Below are 15,416 nucleotides of genomic sequence, written 5' to 3'. Positions count from 1 at the left end.
CATGAAACGAGCGATCGATATCGCCGTGCTGCCGGCCATTCCCGAGCACATCCGCGTCGCGGTGCTCGAAGTGACCGGCCGGCTGAAGGACATGCCCGGCGCCCTGCTCCCCATCCTCCATGGGGTGCAGGATGCGCTGGGCTATGTGCCGGAAGAGGCTGTTCCCCTCATCGCGCGCGAGATGAACCTCTCGCGCGCCGATGTGCATGGCGTGATCACTTTCTACCACCACTTCCGTCAGCGGCCCGCGGGCCGACGGGTGATCCACCTGTGCCGCGCGGAATCCTGCCAGGCGATGGGCGCTGTCACGCTGGAGCAGCATGTCAAGCGTCGACTGGACATCGATTTCCATCAGACCACGGCCGATGGCGCCTACACGCTGGAGCCGGTCTATTGCCTCGGCAACTGCGCATGTTCACCGGCGATGATGATGGATGGCGAGCTCAAGGGTCGGATGACGCCTGAACGTTTCGATGCATGGCTGGAGGCGGAGGCACCATGAGCGTCACCGTCTACGTGCCGCGCGATGCCGGCGCGCTTTCGCTCGGTGCGGAAGCCGTGGCCCGCGCCATCGCCAGCGAGGCCCGCCGGCGCCATGTCGACGTGCGCGTGGTGCGCAACGGTTCGCGTGGCCTGTACTGGCTGGAGCCGCTGGTCGAAGTGGAGACATCCATCGGCCGCGTCGCCTATGGCCCCGTGCAGCCGGAAGACGTCCCGGCGCTGTTCGATGCGGATTTCCTCCATGGCGGCAAGCACGTGCTAGGCCACGGCCCGACCGCCGACATCGACTACCTGAAGCGCCAGCAACGCCTCACCTTTGAACGCGTGGGCGTGGTCGACCCGCGAAGCCTGGAAGACTATCGCGCGCATGGTGGCTATCGGGGCCTTGCGGCCGCCCTGCACATGAGCGGCGAGGAGATCGTGCAGACCGTGCTGGATTCCGGCTTGCGTGGACGCGGCGGCGCCGCGTTCCCCGCCGGCATCAAGTGGAAGACCTGTCTCGAGGCGCCATCGCAGCGCAAGTACGTGGTTTGCAACGCCGACGAAGGCGACTCCGGCACGTTCGCCGATCGCATGATCATGGAAGGCGACCCCTTCGTGCTGATCGAAGGCATGACCATCGCCGGCCTCGCCGTGGGCGCCACGCAGGGGTACATCTACCTGCGCGTCGAATACCCGCATGCCCAGCGCGCCTTGGAAGAGGCCATTGCCATTGCCGAGGCAGCAGGCCTGCTCGGCGACGATGTCGGCGGCAGCGGCAAAGCCTTCCACCTCGAAGTGCGCATGGGCGGCGGCGCGTATATCTGTGGCGAGGAAACCTCGTTGCTGGAATCGCTGGAGGGCAAGCGCGGGCAGGTGCGCTTCAAACCGCCACTGCCGGCGATCGAAGGACTGTTCGGCAAACCCACGGTGATCAACAACGTGGTCACGCTCGCTTCCGTACCGATCATCCTCGACCGGGGCGCCGGCTATTACCGCGACTACGGTTCCGGCAAGTCGCGTGGCACCCTGCCCATCCAGCTTGCCGGCAACGTCAAGCGGCCTGGGCTGGTCGAACATGCATTCGGACTCAGCTTGCGCGAACTGGCCGAAGGCTACGGCGGCGGCACGGCCAGCGGGCGCCCGATCCGCGCCGTGCAGGTCGGTGGTCCGCTCGGCGCATACATTCCCGCATCCCAGCTGGACACGCCCATCGACTATGAAGCCTTCATCGCCATGGGCGGCATGATCGGCCACGGCGGCGTGGTGGTGTTCGACGATACGGTCGACATGGCGGCGCAGGCGCGCTATGCGATGGAATTCTGCGCCATCGAATCGTGCGGCAAATGCACGCCGTGCCGGATCGGCTCCACGCGTGGCGTCGAGGTCATCGACCGCATCGTCGCCGGCGATGCGCGCGAACGCAACGAAGTGCTGTTGCGCGACCTGTGCCAAACGATGATCGCCGGTTCGCTGTGCGCACTCGGCGGCATGGCCCCGTTCCCGGTGCTCAGCGCGCTCGATCATTTCCCCGAAGATTTCACAGGCGCGGCCGACAAGGCCAACGCCTGAGGAGATAGAACCCCATGCTGTCCATCGTCGAAATCGACTACGGCACGCCCCAATCCAAATCCGAAAGCCTGGTCGAACTGCATATCGACGGTCGCAGCATCCGCGTGCCCGAAGGCACGTCGGTGATGCGCGCCGCGGCGCAGGCCGGCATCGCCATTCCCAAGCTGTGCGCCACCGACATGCTCGAGGCGTTCGGCTCGTGCCGGCTGTGCCTGGTGGAAATCGAAGGACGCAAGGGTTATCCCGCCTCGTGCACTACGCCCGTTGCGGCGGGCATGCACGTGCACACGCAGACACCGAAGCTGGCCGAGATCCGTCGCGGCGTGATGGAGCTGTATATCTCGGACCATCCGCTCGACTGCCTCACCTGCCCCGCCAACGGGCATTGCGAACTGCAGAACATGGCAGGCGTGGTCGGCCTGCGCGAGGTTCGCTACGGATACGATGGCGCCAATCATGTTTTTGCGAACACCCCTGCTCGCGACGATCGAACCGCGGCCATCCATGGCCGTACTTCTCAACCACAGCCCAATCCCTATTTCGCCCCCAAAGACGAATCCAACCCGTACTTCGCCTTCGATCCCTCCAAGTGCATCGTCTGCTCGCGCTGCGTACGCGCATGCGAGGAAGTGCAAGGCACTTTTGCACTGACCATCCAGGGTCGCGGCTTCGACTCGAAGGTATCGGCCAGCCAGGACAACCGCTTCCTCGATTCCGAATGCGTTTCCTGCGGCGCCTGCGTGCAGGCCTGCCCCACGGCCACGCTTTCGGAAAAGTCGCTGATCGACAAGGGCCAGGCCGAACACAGCGTGGTGACCACCTGCGCCTACTGCGGCGTCGGCTGCAGCTTCCGCGCGGAGATGAAAGGCCAGGACATCGTGCGCATGGTGCCGAACAAGGACGGCCATGCGAACCACGGGCATTCCTGCGTGAAGGGGCGCTTTGCGATCGGCTATGCGTCGCACTCGGACCGCATCACCACCCCGATGATCCGCGCGAAGATCTCCGATCCCTGGCGCGTGGTGAGCTGGGAGGAAGCCATCACCCACGTCGCCAGCGAATTCAAGCGGCTGCAGTCGACCCATGGCAAACACGCCATCGGCGGCATTACGTCATCGCGCTGCACCAACGAGGAAACCTATCTCGTGCAGAAGCTGGTGCGCGCCGGCTTCGGCAACAACAACGTGGATACCTGCGCGCGCGTGTGCCACTCGCCGACCGGTTACGGGCTCAAGTCCACCATCGGCGAATCGGCAGGCACACAGGATTTCGATTCGATCGAATCCACCGACGTGGTGCTGGTGATCGGCGCAAATCCCACGGACGCACATCCCGTGTTCGGTTCGCAGATGAAGCGCCGGCTGCGCGAGGGCGCGCGATTGATCGTGATCGATCCGCGTCGTATCGACCTCGTGCGTACACCGCATGTCGCGGCGGACTTCCATCTCAAGCTGCGCCCCGGCACCAACGTCGCCATGCTCAACAGCCTCGCTCACGTCATCGTGACCGAGGGTCTGGTCGACGAGGAATTCGTGGCTCGCCGCTGCGAGCCGGAAGCCTTTGCCAAGTGGCGCGCCTTCGTCTCCCAGGAAAAATACAGCCCTGAGGCGATGGAGGAAGTCACCGGCGTATCGGCGGAACGGGTGCGCGGCGCGGCGCGCCTGTATGCACGCGGCGGTAACGCCGCGATCTACTACGGCCTTGGCGTCACCGAGCACGCGCAAGGCTCGACGACGGTGATGGGCATCGCCAACCTCGCGATGGCCACCGGCAACATCGGCCGCGAAGGCGTGGGCGTGAATCCGCTGCGCGGCCAGAACAACGTGCAGGGTTCGTGCGACATGGGTTCGTTCCCGCATGAATTCACCGCGTATCGCCACGTGAGCGATGATGCGGTGCGCCACAGCTTCGAGGAAGCCTGGGGCGTCACCCTGCTCGCCGAGCCGGGCCTGCGCATTCCCAACATGTTCGAAGCCGCACTCGACGGCACGTTCAAGGGGCTCTACATCGAAGGCGAGGACATCGCGCAATCCGACCCGGATACGCAGCACGTCACTGCTGCGCTCACCTCGATGGAGTGCATCGTGGTGCAGGACCTGTTCCTCAACGAGACGGCCAAATTCGCGCACGTGTTCCTGCCGGGCAGCTCGTTCCTGGAGAAGGACGGTACCTTCACCAACGCGGAGCGGCGCGTGTCGCGCGTGCGCAAGGTGATGGAACCCAAGGGCGGCTACGCGGACTGGGAGGTCACCCAGTTGCTGGCGCAGGCCATGGGTTACCCTATGCAGTACACGCATGCCTCCGAAATCATGGACGAGATCGCGCGGCTCACCCCGACCTTCCATGGCATCAGCTTCGCCAAGCTCGACGAGCTCGGCTCGGTACAGTGGCCTTGCAACGACGAGCATCCATTCGGCACGCCGGTCATGCACGTCGACGCATTCGTGCGCGGCAAGGGCCGCTTCGTGATCACCGAGTACGTGCCGACCTCCGAGAAGGTCAATGCCGAACATCCGCTGATCCTCACCACGGGCCGCATCCTCAGCCAGTACAACGTGGGCGCGCAGACGCGGCGCACCGCCAACGTGATGTGGCATGACGAGGATCGCCTGGAGATCCATCCGCACGACGCGGAAGAACGCGGCGTCGAGGACGGCGACTGGGTCGGCATCACCAGCCGCTCGGGTGAGACCGTGCTGCGCGCGCTGATTTCCGAGCGCATGCAGCCGGGCGTGGTCTACACCACCTTCCACTTCCCGGGCTCCGGCGCCAACGTCATCACTACCGACAACTCGGACTGGGCCACCAACTGCCCCGAGTACAAGGTGACCGCCGTGCAGGTCACTCGTGTCACGCAGCCGTCCGACTGGCAACGGCGCCATCGCGCCTTTACCGAAGCGCAGGAGGCGTTGCTCGAACAGTCGGTGAAGCCCGCTTGACCGCGCCCGAGCCAGAGGAATCCTCGAAAGGCTACGTGACCCGGCCGGTCGATCGGTGGCGGCATGGGCAGTCCGCGCATGAGAGCGATTTCATCGCCGAAGAAGTGCCGGTCGCGATGGTCTACAACGGCGCCACCTTCGCCGTGATGATGGCGACGCCGCACGACCTGGACGACTTCGCGCTGGGCTTCTCGCTCAGCGAGGGGCTGATCAACGATCCCTCGCAGCTTCTGCAGATGGAAAGCCATGCGCTCATCGAGGGCATCGAGCTGGCCATCCGCGTCACTGACAACGCACCGGGTGCTCACCTCGACAAGGAACGGCAACGCCTGCTGCCGGGCCGAAGCGGCTGCGGCATCTGCGGCACGCGCGATCTCGAGCAGGCCATACGCCACGGCCATGCCGTCGGCGAAGGACATCCCGTGGCGCGCGTCGCGCTGGAGCAGGCGCTTGAGCAACTGCAGTCGCGCCAGCCGATGAACGCCGCGACCGGCGCCGTGCACGCGGCCGCCTGGGCCGACAGCGAGGGGCAGATCCTGCTGGTACGCGAAGACGTCGGTCGCCACAACGCGCTGGACAAGCTGATCGGCGCCATGCGCCGTGCCGGCATCGACGCCGGCGACGGCATGGCGCTGGTCACCAGCCGCGCCAGCTATGAAATGGTGACCAAGGCGACCAGCGCCGGCATCACGGTGTTGGCGGCGATTTCCGCGCCCACGGCGCTGGCCATCGAGCTGGCGCGCAGCGCCGGCATCACCCTGGTCGGCTTCACGCGCCCGGGCACCCATAATGTCTACACCCATCCCGACCGCCTGCAGCCGCCGGCACCGCCGGAGACGCCATGAGAATCGAACGCCTGGTCACCATGGCCAACGACATCGCGACCTATTTCACCAGCGAGCCCGATCACGCGGCCGCCGTGGTCAGCGTGCGCGATCATCTCAAGCGGTTCTGGGACCCCACGATGCGCCGCCAGATCAAGGCGCACCTCGCCGAAGGCGGCGAGGGTCTGATGCCGCTGGCCAAGGAGGCGATCGTCGACCTGTACGTACCACCCGTCGACGCCGCCTGAGCACGCCTCAAGGACGCATCGACGTCGCTCCGTCGACCACTTCGATGACGGTGACATTGCGAACCCAGCGAGCCGGCCGCTTGTCCCCCGGAACCAGCAGCCGATAGGGGCCATCCTTGTCCAACGGCTTGCCGTTGCGCTGGTCCACCAACAGCACCTGGTTGTGGCCCAGTGTCGGGTCCAGGTCAGACAGGGCAAATACGACCTGATAGCGGTCCGCCGCGGTGACGCGAACAAACGAAGCCAGATCCCGGCCCCGCAACGGCTTGTTCAGGGCAATCCCCGCTCGTACCAGCAGATCAGTCAACGGCACGCCTCGCCATGCGCTGGGCACTTCGTCATGCGCCGCCGCCGTGACATCGACATGGGGCATGCCCGCCAGCACGGATGCGCTCAGTGGCGTGGCCTTCCCCGCCACGCTGATCTGCACGCTCGGCGTCGGGTCCACCGCTCCGTCCCCCGCGTAAACAGGCAGGACTGGAAACGCGACGAGACACATCAGCAGGCAACGGCGGAACGTTCCGATTCGAGTCAACATGCGTCACTCCCTGGTTGATTTCACGCACCCTTCACTGCATGGCTCAGCCTGCTGCGTAAACTTGGCGCTGTTTACGCGAGCCGTCCAGTGTAGGCATACGCCCTTTGTGATGTTCACCTGACATGAGTCAGAAAATAGTGGCCGTGATGCGCTTAGCTTAAGTGCCTGGAGTAGTGAGGAACCTTTCTGCTCGAGAGGTGTGCATGGAAACGTCACCGCAAACGGGGCTGAAGCGCCAGGAGAGGAACACCTTCCTCCTGCTTGCCGTTGTCCTTTTTCCCGTACTGGCCGTGATGTTCGTCGCGAGCTACGGGTTCATCGTCTGGTTTTGGCAGATGTTCGTCAGCGGCCCGCCCGGGCACTGACGCGACGGCGTTGCGTGCGTTGCCTGGCTGCGAAAGGGGATCACCGTGAAAGACGAGCAGCACATCTCAAGCCTTGTCGTGCTTCACCGCCCGGACGGCGCGGCGGTGGTGCGCAAATTCACCGCGATGCATGACGCGCTGGCAATCGCCGCCGAAGGTGATTGCCGCTGCGTGCTTCTGTGCGAGACCGACAACCAGCGCGCCATCGTCGACCACATCGATGCGCTGTCCCTGCTCCCCGGCGTGATCAACGTGTCGCTGGTCTATCACCATGTCGAGCCCGCCGACGAACTCGACCAACCCGCCATGACCATGGAATCGCATCAGGGAGCCGACGCATGACCGCCCACATGACGCGACGCGAATTCATCCGCAACACGGCCGTCACCATTGCCGCCAACGTTGCCGGCATCGCGCTTCCCGCCAGCGCCACCAACGTGTTGCTCGAAGGCGACCTCACTCAGCTCAAGTGGAGCAAGGCACCTTGCCGGTTCTGCGGCACCGGTTGCGGCGTGAATGTCGCCGTCAAGAACGGCCGCGTGGTGGCCACGCATGGTGATGTACATGCCGAGGTCAATCGCGGCCTCAACTGCATCAAGGGCTATTTCCTTTCCAAGATCATGTACGGCAGCGATCGCCTGACACAGCCGCTGCTGCGCAAGAAAGACGGCGCCTATGCGAAGGACGGCGAATTCACGCCGGTGTCCTGGGACGAAGCCTTCGACGTGATGGCCGCGCAGTTCAAGCGCGTGCTCAAGGAAAAAGGCCCGGGATCGGTCGGCATGTTCGGCTCCGGCCAATGGACCGTATGGGAAGGCTACGCCGCGAACAAGCTGTTCAAGGCCGGCTTCCGCAGCAACAACCTCGACCCCAATGCGCGCCACTGCATGGCGTCGGCCGTGATGGGTTTCATGCGCACGTTCGGCATGGACGAGCCGATGGGTTGCTACGACGACATCGAGGCCGCGGACGCGTTCGTGCTGTGGGGCTCGAACATGGCCGAGATGCATCCGATCCTGTGGACGCGCGTCACCGATCGGCGCCTGTCCAATCCGCAGGTGAAGGTGGCCGTGCTGTCGACGTTCGAGCATCGCAGCTTCGAATTGGCCGACATACCGATCGTGTTCACGCCGCAGACCGACCTGGTGATCCTCAACTACATCGCCAACCACATCATCAAGAGCGGCAAGGTCAACAAGGATTTCGTCAACCAGCACACCACCTTCAAGCGCGGCGTCACGGACATCGGCTACGGCCTGCGTCCCGACAATCCGTTGGAGGTGAATGCCAAGAACGCAAAGGACCCGACCGCAAGCGATCCCATCGACTTCGAGCAGTTCGCCGCATTTGTCGCGCCGTACACGCTGGAAAAAGCCGTGGCAATGACCGGCGTTGAAAAAGGCTGGCTGGAGCAGCTCGCCGAACTCTATGCCGCCCCGAAGACCAAGGTCGTTTCCTTCTGGACCATGGGCTTCAACCAGCACACGCGCGGCGTGTGGGCCAACAACATGGTCTACAACCTGCACCTGCTGACCGGCAAGATCTCCACGCCAGGCAACAGCCCGTTCTCGCTCACCGGCCAACCGTCCGCCTGCGGCACGGCGCGCGAAGTGGGCACGTTCAGCCATCGCCTTCCGGCGGACATGCTCGTGGCCAATCCGGAGCATCGCAAGCACGCCGAGGACATCTGGAACATCCCGCACGGCATCATCCAGCCCAAGCCGGGCTTTCACGCGGTGGAACAGAACCGCAAGCTGCGCGATGGCGTGCTCAACGCCTACTGGGTGCAGGTGAACAACAACATGCAGGCCGGCGCGAACCTGATGCAGGAGACGTATCCGGGTTATCGCGATCCGCGCAATTTCATCGTGGTCTCCGACGCCTACCCCACCGTCACCGCACAGTCCGCCGATTTGATCCTGCCGGCCGCGATGTGGGTGGAAAAGGAAGGCGCCTACGGCAATGCCGAGCGACGCACGCAGTTCTGGCATCAGCTGGTGAAGGCGCCGGGCGAGGCAAGGTCAGACCTGTGGCAGCTGATGGAATTTTCCAAGCGCTTCACCACCGACGAGTGCTGGCCGGCGGACATCCTCGCGGCGAATCCGCAATACAAGGGCAAGACCTTGTTCGAGGTGCTGTACAAGAACGGCAAGGTGGACAAGTTTCCCACCTCGCAGATCGAAGCGGGTTACGACAACGACGAATCGGCCGCCTTCGGCTTTTACGTGCAGAAGGGCCTGTTCGAGGAGTACGCCGAGTTTGGCCGCGGCCACGGTCATGACCTGGCGCCTTTCGACACGTATCACCAGGAACGCGGCCTGCGCTGGCCAGTGGTGGATGGCCACGAAACGCGGTGGCGCTATCGCGAAGGCAGCGACCCTTACGTCAAGGCCGGTACCGGCTTCCAGTTCTATGGCAACAAGGATGGACGCGCGGTGATCTGGGCCTTGCCCTATGAGCCGCCCGCCGAAAGCCCCGACAAGGAATTCGATCTGTGGCTGGTGACCGGCCGGGTGCTGGAACACTGGCACTCCGGTTCGATGACGATGCGCGTGCCGGAGCTCTATCGCGCGTTTCCGCAGGCCGTGGTGTTCATGAATCCCGACGATGCGAAGGCGCGTGGTTTCAAGCGTGGTGACGAGGTGCGCGTGGTGTCGCGGCGTGGCGACATGCGATCGCGCATCGAAACGCGCGGGCGCAACCACATGCCGCCCGGCGTGGTGTTCGTGCCGTGGTTCGATGCGGGCCAGCTGATCAACAAGGTGACGCTGGACGCGACCGATCCGATTTCGAAGCAGACCGACTACAAGAAGTGCGCGGTCAAGGTCGTGGCCGTCTAAAGGGGACATCGATATGCGCGACAAACCTCTCATCGCCATCGGCCTGCTGGCTGTCATCGTCGTGGCCGCCGTGGCCTTTGTGGCGGGCCGCAAGGCCGGCAGTGCACCACCGCCCGTGGTCGCCACCGCGGCGACATCGGCCAACCTGCCGCCATCGGGCGCCAAACCCTCGGGTGAGGAAGCGCCTCAAGGCAAGCAGATCGACGCCATCCGCCGCGGCGTGCCGGTCAACCAGGAAGGCATGGCGCCGGCACTGGCGCACGTGGAGAACGCGGACATCAAGCGCAACCGCGCCTACCCGATGCAGCCACCGACCATCCCGCACTCCATCGACAACTACCAGGTCGACAAGAATTCCAACCGCTGCCTGCTGTGCCATGCACGTGCGAACGCGGACAAGTTCCAGGCGCCGCCGGTGAGCGTGACGCACTACATGGATCGCGACGATCAGTTCCTGGCAACCATTTCGCCGCGACGCTATTTCTGCAACCAGTGCCATGTCGTGCAGACCGACGCGCAGCCATTGGTCGCCAACAACTTCAAGGATATCGACGCCATCCTGTCCGAGCAGTCCGAACAGCAAGCGCACAAGGCGAACTGACCATGTGGACACGGATCAAGTCGTGGGCCCTCGTCTTCTGGCGAACCATGCGCCGGCCCAGCGTGCACTACAGCCTGGGTTTTCTCACGCTCGGTGGATTCATTGCCGGCGTGATCTTCTGGGGCGCGTTCAACACCGCACTCGAGGCGACCAACACCGAAGCGTTCTGCACCGGTTGCCACGAAATGCGCGACAACGTGTTCCAGGAACTGAAGACCACGATCCACTACACCAATCGCTCGGGCGTGCGCGCCACCTGCCCCGACTGCCATGTGCCGCATGACTGGACCGACAAGATCGCGCGCAAGATGCAGGCCTCCAAGGAGGTCTGGGGCAAGATCTTCGGTACCATCGATACGCGGGAGAAGTTCCTCGACCATCGCCTGGAGCTGGCCGAGCACGAGTGGACGCGATTGAAAGCCAACGATTCGCTCGAATGCCGCAACTGCCACAACTACACGTCGATGGACCTGACGCGGCAGTCGAGCCGTGCCGCCGAGATCCACAAGCGTTGGCTGGGCTCGGGTGAGAAGACCTGCATCGATTGCCACAAGGGCATCGCGCATCACCTGCCGGACATGGCGGGGATCCCGCAGGGCTGATCACCGTTGTACCGTGAGAGGGCCAAACCCAATGTGGTTTGGCCCTCCTCATTGGCGTCCTATCCCATCTTGCCCAGCACGGCCTGCATCTCCTACCCGGAGAATGCCCGCAAGGTTTCCGAGCGCGTGTTTCCGGCCGACGCGATGGTCAAGCCGAACGCCGTGGCGGATACCTCATCGGGCGCCTTGATGACGGTCACCAGGTCGTATTGACCCAGCGTCCAATAGATGTCCTTCACCGTGGCTCCGAATTTCGCCGCAGCCGCTTCACGGCTTCCGCACGCTTGGTCGTGCCCTTGATCGCCCGCATGCCCTGGTCGGTCATGTGCGTGAGCGAGATATATGTCGCCATGCTGGTTCTCCTGTCTGGATCCAACGTGAGTGCGAAACGGTGGGTGGCATCAGACATAGCGCTTGTCCCGTGGCGCGAACGACGGCTTGCCTGGAACGGGGCACCACCGGCGGGGTGGCTCGCGCGCCACCGGGACCAACGGTGGGGGACTATAAGGCGGCGATCTCGGCCGCCATGTGAAGACGACCGCTGGCTGCGATCAGGCGTGCGGCGGGCCTTTCAGCTCCACCATGTTGCCCTGCGGATCGTACAGGTAGATCGACGGGCCCTCGCCCTTGGCGCCGTAGCGCGAGCCGATCTCGCCGATGCGTACGCCATGCGCCTTGAGGTGGCCGGTGATGGCGGCTTCGTCATAGTTCTCCACCTGCAGGCACAGGTGATCCATGTTGTGCCCTTGCGTGCCCGGCCCGGCACCACCCAGCCTGCCGAGCTTGCCGTCCAGCGCCACCAGGTCGATCAGCGAGTCGCCGGCGCGCAGCTGGACCAGGCCGATTTCGTCCTGCCGGCGCTCCTCGCGGCAACCGAGCACATCGCAATAGAACCGCTGCATGGCGGGCAGATCGTGCACGCGCAGCACCACATGGTCGATCCGGGCCAGCTGGAAGGGAGGCGTCATGGCGCTTACCGGGGTTGGGGGCGTTCATCTTACGCGGGGTGAGACTCGTGCCACACCGCGACTGAAGCGCGAGCCAAGGAGGGAGGCAAAGCCCGCCCGGGCACCTTATAATCGACGTTTAGCGTGTGGTGGGAGAAGCGGTGCGAACCGCTGCCGAAGGCGCAATGCCCGTAATCGCTCAGGCCCCATACCATCACCCGTACCAACACTCTGGAGAGACCGGTTGAATCCGGCGCCGAAGGGGCACGAAGCGCAAGCTTCCAAACTCTCAGGCAAAAGGACAGAGGGGCGCTTCACGTGCAGCTTGCACGTCCGGCCGTTATCGGTCATTTCCGGATGCCCCTTGCCATGAGTCAGAACGCCCATCCTTCGCTGCGCGACCTCGAGCACCACGACGCCTTCATCGAGCGTCATATCGGCCCCAACGACGCGGAAATCGCCACCATGCTCGCCGCGGTCGGCTACGACTCGCTGGAAGCGATGACCGACGCCATCGTGCCGGGCAAGATCAAGTCGCCGGCCCCGCTGGCCCTGCCCGCGCCGATCACCGAAGTCGAAGCGATCGCCAAGATCCGCGCCATCGCCGACAAGAACCAGGTGTTCAAGAGCTTCATCGGCCAGGGCTACTACGGCACGCTGACCCCGAACGTCATCCTGCGCAACATCCTGGAAAACCCGGCGTGGTACACGGCCTATACGCCGTACCAGGCGGAAATCTCGCAAGGCCGCATGGAAGCGCTGATCAACTTCCAGACCATGTGCGCCGACCTCACCGGCATGGAGATCGCCAACGCGTCCCTGCTCGATGAAGGCACCGCCGCCGCCGAGGCGATGACCCTGGCCAAGCGTTCGGCCAAGTCCAAGTCCAACGTGTTCTTCGTTTCCAACGCCGTGCATCCGCAGACGCTGGAAGTGATCAAGACCCGCGCCGAGGCGATGGGCATCGACCTGCACATCGGCGACGACAGCGAAGCCACCTCGGTCGAGAGCTATGGCGTGCTGCTGCAGTACCCCAACACCTTCGGCCGCATCAACGACTACAAGGCCCTGGCCGACGCGGTGCACGCGCGCCACGGCGTGGTCTGCGTGGCCACCGACCTGCTCGCCCTCACCCTGATCGCCGCACCCGGCGAATGGGGCGCCGACATCGTGGTGGGCAACACCCAGCGCTTTGGCGTGCCGTTCGGCTTCGGCGGTCCGCATGCCGCCTTCATGGCCTGCCGCGACAGCTACAAGCGCTCGATGCCGGGCCGCCTGATCGGCGTGTCCATCGACGCCGAAGGCAAGCCGGCCTACCGCCTCACCCTGCAGACGCGCGAACAGCACATCCGCCGCGAGAAGGCCACCTCCAACATCTGTACCGCGCAGGTGCTGCTGGCCGTGATGGCCAGCATGTACGCCGTGTACCACGGTCCGGAAGGCCTCACCCGCATCGCCCGCCGCGTGCATCGCCTGGCCTCGATCCTGTTCGTGGCGCTGCGCCAGGCTGGTATCACTGCCGGTGCCGACTTCTTCGACACGCTGCACGTGACCGGCGTGGATGCCGCTGCGCTGCATGCCAAGGCACGCGCCGCCGGCATCAACCTGCGCGCAATCGATGCCAACAGCGTCGGCGTCAGCCTGGACGAAACCACCACGCGCGCCGACGTCGTTGCGCTGGCCGCCGTGTTCGGCGCCACCATCGCCGACATCGATGCGCTCGATGCCGACGTGCACGATGCACTGCCGCGCGATCTGCTCCGCAAGACCAAGTTCCTCACCCACCCGGCCTTCAACACGCACCACAGCGAGCACGAGCTGCTGCGCTACATGCGCTCGCTGGCCGACAAGGACCTGGCGATGGATCGCACCATGATCCCGCTGGGCAGTTGCACCATGAAGCTCAACGCCACCGCCGAAATGATCCCGGTGACGTGGCCCGAGTTCGCCAACATCCATCCGCTGGCCCCGGCCGACCAGGCCACCGGCTACAAGCAGCTCATCGACGAGCTGGAAGCGATGCTGGTGGAGTGCACCGGCTACGACGCGGTGAGCCTGCAGCCGAACTCCGGCGCGCAGGGCGAATACGCCGGCCTGCTCGCCATCCGCGCCTACCACCGCTCGCGCGGCCAGGGCCATCGCGACATCTGCCTGATCCCCGAGTCCGCCCACGGCACCAACCCGGCCTCCGCGCAGATGTGCGGCATGCAGGTGGTGGTGACCAAGTGCGACGCGAACGGCAACGTCGACGTGGAAGACATCAAGCGTGCCGCCGAGAAGTACAGCGACCGCCTCGCCGCGCTGATGATCACCTACCCGTCCACGCACGGCGTGTTCGAGGAAGACGTCGTCAAGATCTGCGAGATCGTGCACGCGCACGGCGGCCAGGTGTACGTCGACGGCGCCAACATGAACGCGCTGGTCGGCGTCGCCAAGCCCGGCAAGTGGGGCTCGGACGTCTCGCACCTCAACCTGCACAAGACCTTCTGCATCCCGCACGGCGGCGGCGGCCCGGGCGTCGGCCCGTGCGCGGTGAAGTCGCATCTCGCCCCGTTCCTGCCAGGGGCCTACGGTGCTGAAAGCACCGTAGGCATGGTCAGCGCCGCGAGCTTCGGCTCGGCCTCCATCCTGCCGATCAGCTGGATGTACATCACCATGATGGGCGCCGCCGGCCTGCGCCGCGCGACGCAGGTGGCGCTGCTCAACGCCAACTACATCGCCAAGCGCCTGGCGCCGCACTACGAGACGCTCTACACCGGCCGCAACGGTCTGGTGGCGCATGAGTGCATCCTCGACCTGCGCCCGCTCAAGGACGCTACCGGCATCGGTGCCGAAGACGTGGCCAAGCGCCTGATCGACTTCGGCTTCCACGCGCCGACGCTGAGCTTCCCGGTCGCGGGAACGCTGATGGTCGAGCCGACCGAATCCGAATCGAAGGACGAGCTGGATCGCTTCATCGACGCGATGATCCAGATCCGCGACGAAATCCGCGCCATCGAAAGCGGCAAGCTCGATCGCGAGGACAACCCGCTCAAGCATGCGCCGCACACCGCCGTGATGGTGTCGGCCTCGGAGTGGACGCACGCGTATACCCGCGAACTGGCCGCCTTCCCGCTGCCCAGTCTGAAGTTCCAGAAGTACTGGAGCCCGGTGGCCCGTGTGGACAACGTCTACGGCGACAAGAACGTGTTCTGCAGCTGCGTGCCGGTGGAAGCGTTCAAGGGCGAGATCGAGGCGTTCAGCGAGCCGAACGTCGCGTAACGCATCGCACATCGTCGTCATCGAGAAGGGCTCCGTTCGCGGAGCCCTTTTTTTACGGCCGTCGATAGCGACCGCTTCCTACTTCTGTAGGAGCGCACCCAGTGCGCGAAAAGCCTACGGGGCGAAAACACCGACCTCCGCGGTCGCGCACTGGGTGCGCTCCTACGGAAGAAGAGCCAGGGAGGACAACGTTGTCACC

Annotated in this window: 14 protein-coding genes and 1 riboswitch; of the genes, 11 read left to right on the top strand and 3 right to left on the bottom strand. The window is 64.7% G+C overall.

What is annotated here, in order from left to right; genetic code table 11:
• The first annotated feature begins 1 nt into the window (after position 1).
• Genes CA260_RS07675 through CA260_RS07655 form a run of 5 tightly spaced genes read left to right on the top strand, consistent with a single transcriptional unit; the run spans position 2 to position 6,063 of the window.
• Positions 2 to 502, top strand: a complete 501-nt coding sequence (locus CA260_RS07675; protein ID WP_111982102.1) for a formate dehydrogenase subunit gamma — start codon at positions 2 to 4, stop codon at positions 500 to 502.
• The gene (locus CA260_RS07670; RefSeq protein WP_111982096.1) at positions 499 to 2,052 is read left to right on the top strand and encodes a formate dehydrogenase beta subunit; all 1,554 of its coding nucleotides are present in this window, start codon (positions 499 to 501) and stop codon (positions 2,050 to 2,052) included. Before CA260_RS07675 ends, CA260_RS07670 begins: the two co-directional genes overlap by 4 nt.
• A gap of 14 nt (positions 2,053 to 2,066) precedes the next feature.
• The gene (fdhF, locus tag CA260_RS07665; protein ID WP_111982090.1) at positions 2,067 to 4,991 is read left to right on the top strand and encodes a formate dehydrogenase subunit alpha; all 2,925 of its coding nucleotides are present in this window, start codon (positions 2,067 to 2,069) and stop codon (positions 4,989 to 4,991) included.
• A 35-nt stretch (positions 4,992 to 5,026) separates the two neighbouring features.
• Positions 5,027 to 5,836, top strand: coding sequence for a formate dehydrogenase accessory sulfurtransferase FdhD (fdhD, locus tag CA260_RS07660; RefSeq protein ID WP_238149647.1), 810 nt, complete (start codon positions 5,027 to 5,029; stop codon positions 5,834 to 5,836).
• Complete coding sequence (locus CA260_RS07655; protein ID WP_111982078.1) at positions 5,833 to 6,063, top strand: formate dehydrogenase subunit delta; 231 nt, start codon at positions 5,833 to 5,835, stop codon at positions 6,061 to 6,063. The genes fdhD and CA260_RS07655 overlap by 4 nt, the downstream gene beginning before the upstream one ends.
• A 7-nt stretch (positions 6,064 to 6,070) precedes the next feature.
• Here the strand turns inward: CA260_RS07655 and CA260_RS07650 are convergent, their stop codons facing one another.
• A complete protein-coding gene (locus tag CA260_RS07650; RefSeq protein WP_111982072.1) occupies positions 6,071 to 6,601 on the bottom strand; it encodes a molybdopterin-dependent oxidoreductase in 531 nt (176 codons plus the stop codon).
• Between the two features lie 203 nt (positions 6,602 to 6,804).
• Here CA260_RS07650 and napE point away from each other — a divergent pair, with 203 nt between their 5' ends.
• From napE to CA260_RS07625, 5 genes are read left to right on the top strand one after another with little or no spacing between them, the layout of a single operon-like run.
• Positions 6,805 to 6,966, top strand: a complete 162-nt coding sequence (gene napE / locus CA260_RS07645) for a periplasmic nitrate reductase, NapE protein (protein ID WP_111982066.1) — start codon at positions 6,805 to 6,807, stop codon at positions 6,964 to 6,966.
• Between the two features lie 45 nt (positions 6,967 to 7,011).
• Positions 7,012 to 7,308 carry a chaperone NapD gene (locus CA260_RS07640; RefSeq protein ID WP_238149646.1) on the top strand — a complete coding sequence of 99 codons (297 nt, stop codon included), beginning with the start codon at positions 7,012 to 7,014 and terminating at the stop codon, positions 7,306 to 7,308.
• Positions 7,305 to 9,806: a periplasmic nitrate reductase subunit alpha gene (gene napA, locus CA260_RS07635; protein ID WP_111982061.1), complete on the top strand. Its 2,502-nt coding sequence runs from the start codon at positions 7,305 to 7,307 to the stop codon at positions 9,804 to 9,806. The genes CA260_RS07640 and napA overlap by 4 nt, the downstream gene beginning before the upstream one ends.
• A gap of 13 nt (positions 9,807 to 9,819) precedes the next feature.
• Positions 9,820 to 10,407, top strand: coding sequence for a nitrate reductase cytochrome c-type subunit (locus CA260_RS07630; protein ID WP_111982058.1), 588 nt, complete (start codon positions 9,820 to 9,822; stop codon positions 10,405 to 10,407).
• Positions 10,408 to 10,409: 2 nt separating this feature from the next.
• The gene (locus CA260_RS07625) at positions 10,410 to 11,009 is read left to right on the top strand and encodes a cytochrome c3 family protein (protein WP_111982056.1); all 600 of its coding nucleotides are present in this window, start codon (positions 10,410 to 10,412) and stop codon (positions 11,007 to 11,009) included.
• A 92-nt stretch (positions 11,010 to 11,101) separates the two neighbouring features.
• Here the strand turns inward: CA260_RS07625 and CA260_RS21315 are convergent, their stop codons facing one another.
• Together CA260_RS21315 and CA260_RS07615 are read right to left on the bottom strand one after the other, a co-directional pair.
• Positions 11,102 to 11,248, bottom strand: a complete 147-nt coding sequence (locus tag CA260_RS21315) for a GYD domain-containing protein (RefSeq protein ID WP_238149645.1) — start codon at positions 11,246 to 11,248, stop codon at positions 11,102 to 11,104.
• Positions 11,249 to 11,560: 312 nt separating this feature from the next.
• On the bottom strand, positions 11,561 to 11,977 hold the full coding sequence (locus CA260_RS07615) for a VOC family protein (protein WP_111982054.1): 417 nt from the start codon (positions 11,975 to 11,977) through the stop codon (positions 11,561 to 11,563).
• Positions 11,978 to 12,177: 200 nt separating this feature from the next.
• Positions 12,178 to 12,271: riboswitch (glycine riboswitch) on the top strand.
• Between the two features lie 54 nt (positions 12,272 to 12,325).
• Here CA260_RS07615 and gcvP point away from each other — a divergent pair.
• A complete protein-coding gene (gene gcvP, locus CA260_RS07610) occupies positions 12,326 to 15,217 on the top strand; it encodes an aminomethyl-transferring glycine dehydrogenase (RefSeq protein WP_111982050.1) in 2,892 nt (963 codons plus the stop codon).
• The last annotated feature ends 199 nt before the right edge of the window (positions 15,218 to 15,416 follow it).

Source organism: Dyella jiangningensis (genome assembly GCF_003264855.1).
GTDB lineage: Bacteria > Pseudomonadota > Gammaproteobacteria > Xanthomonadales > Rhodanobacteraceae > Dyella > Dyella jiangningensis_C.
This window is presented reverse-complemented; position numbering and strand designations above follow the sequence as displayed.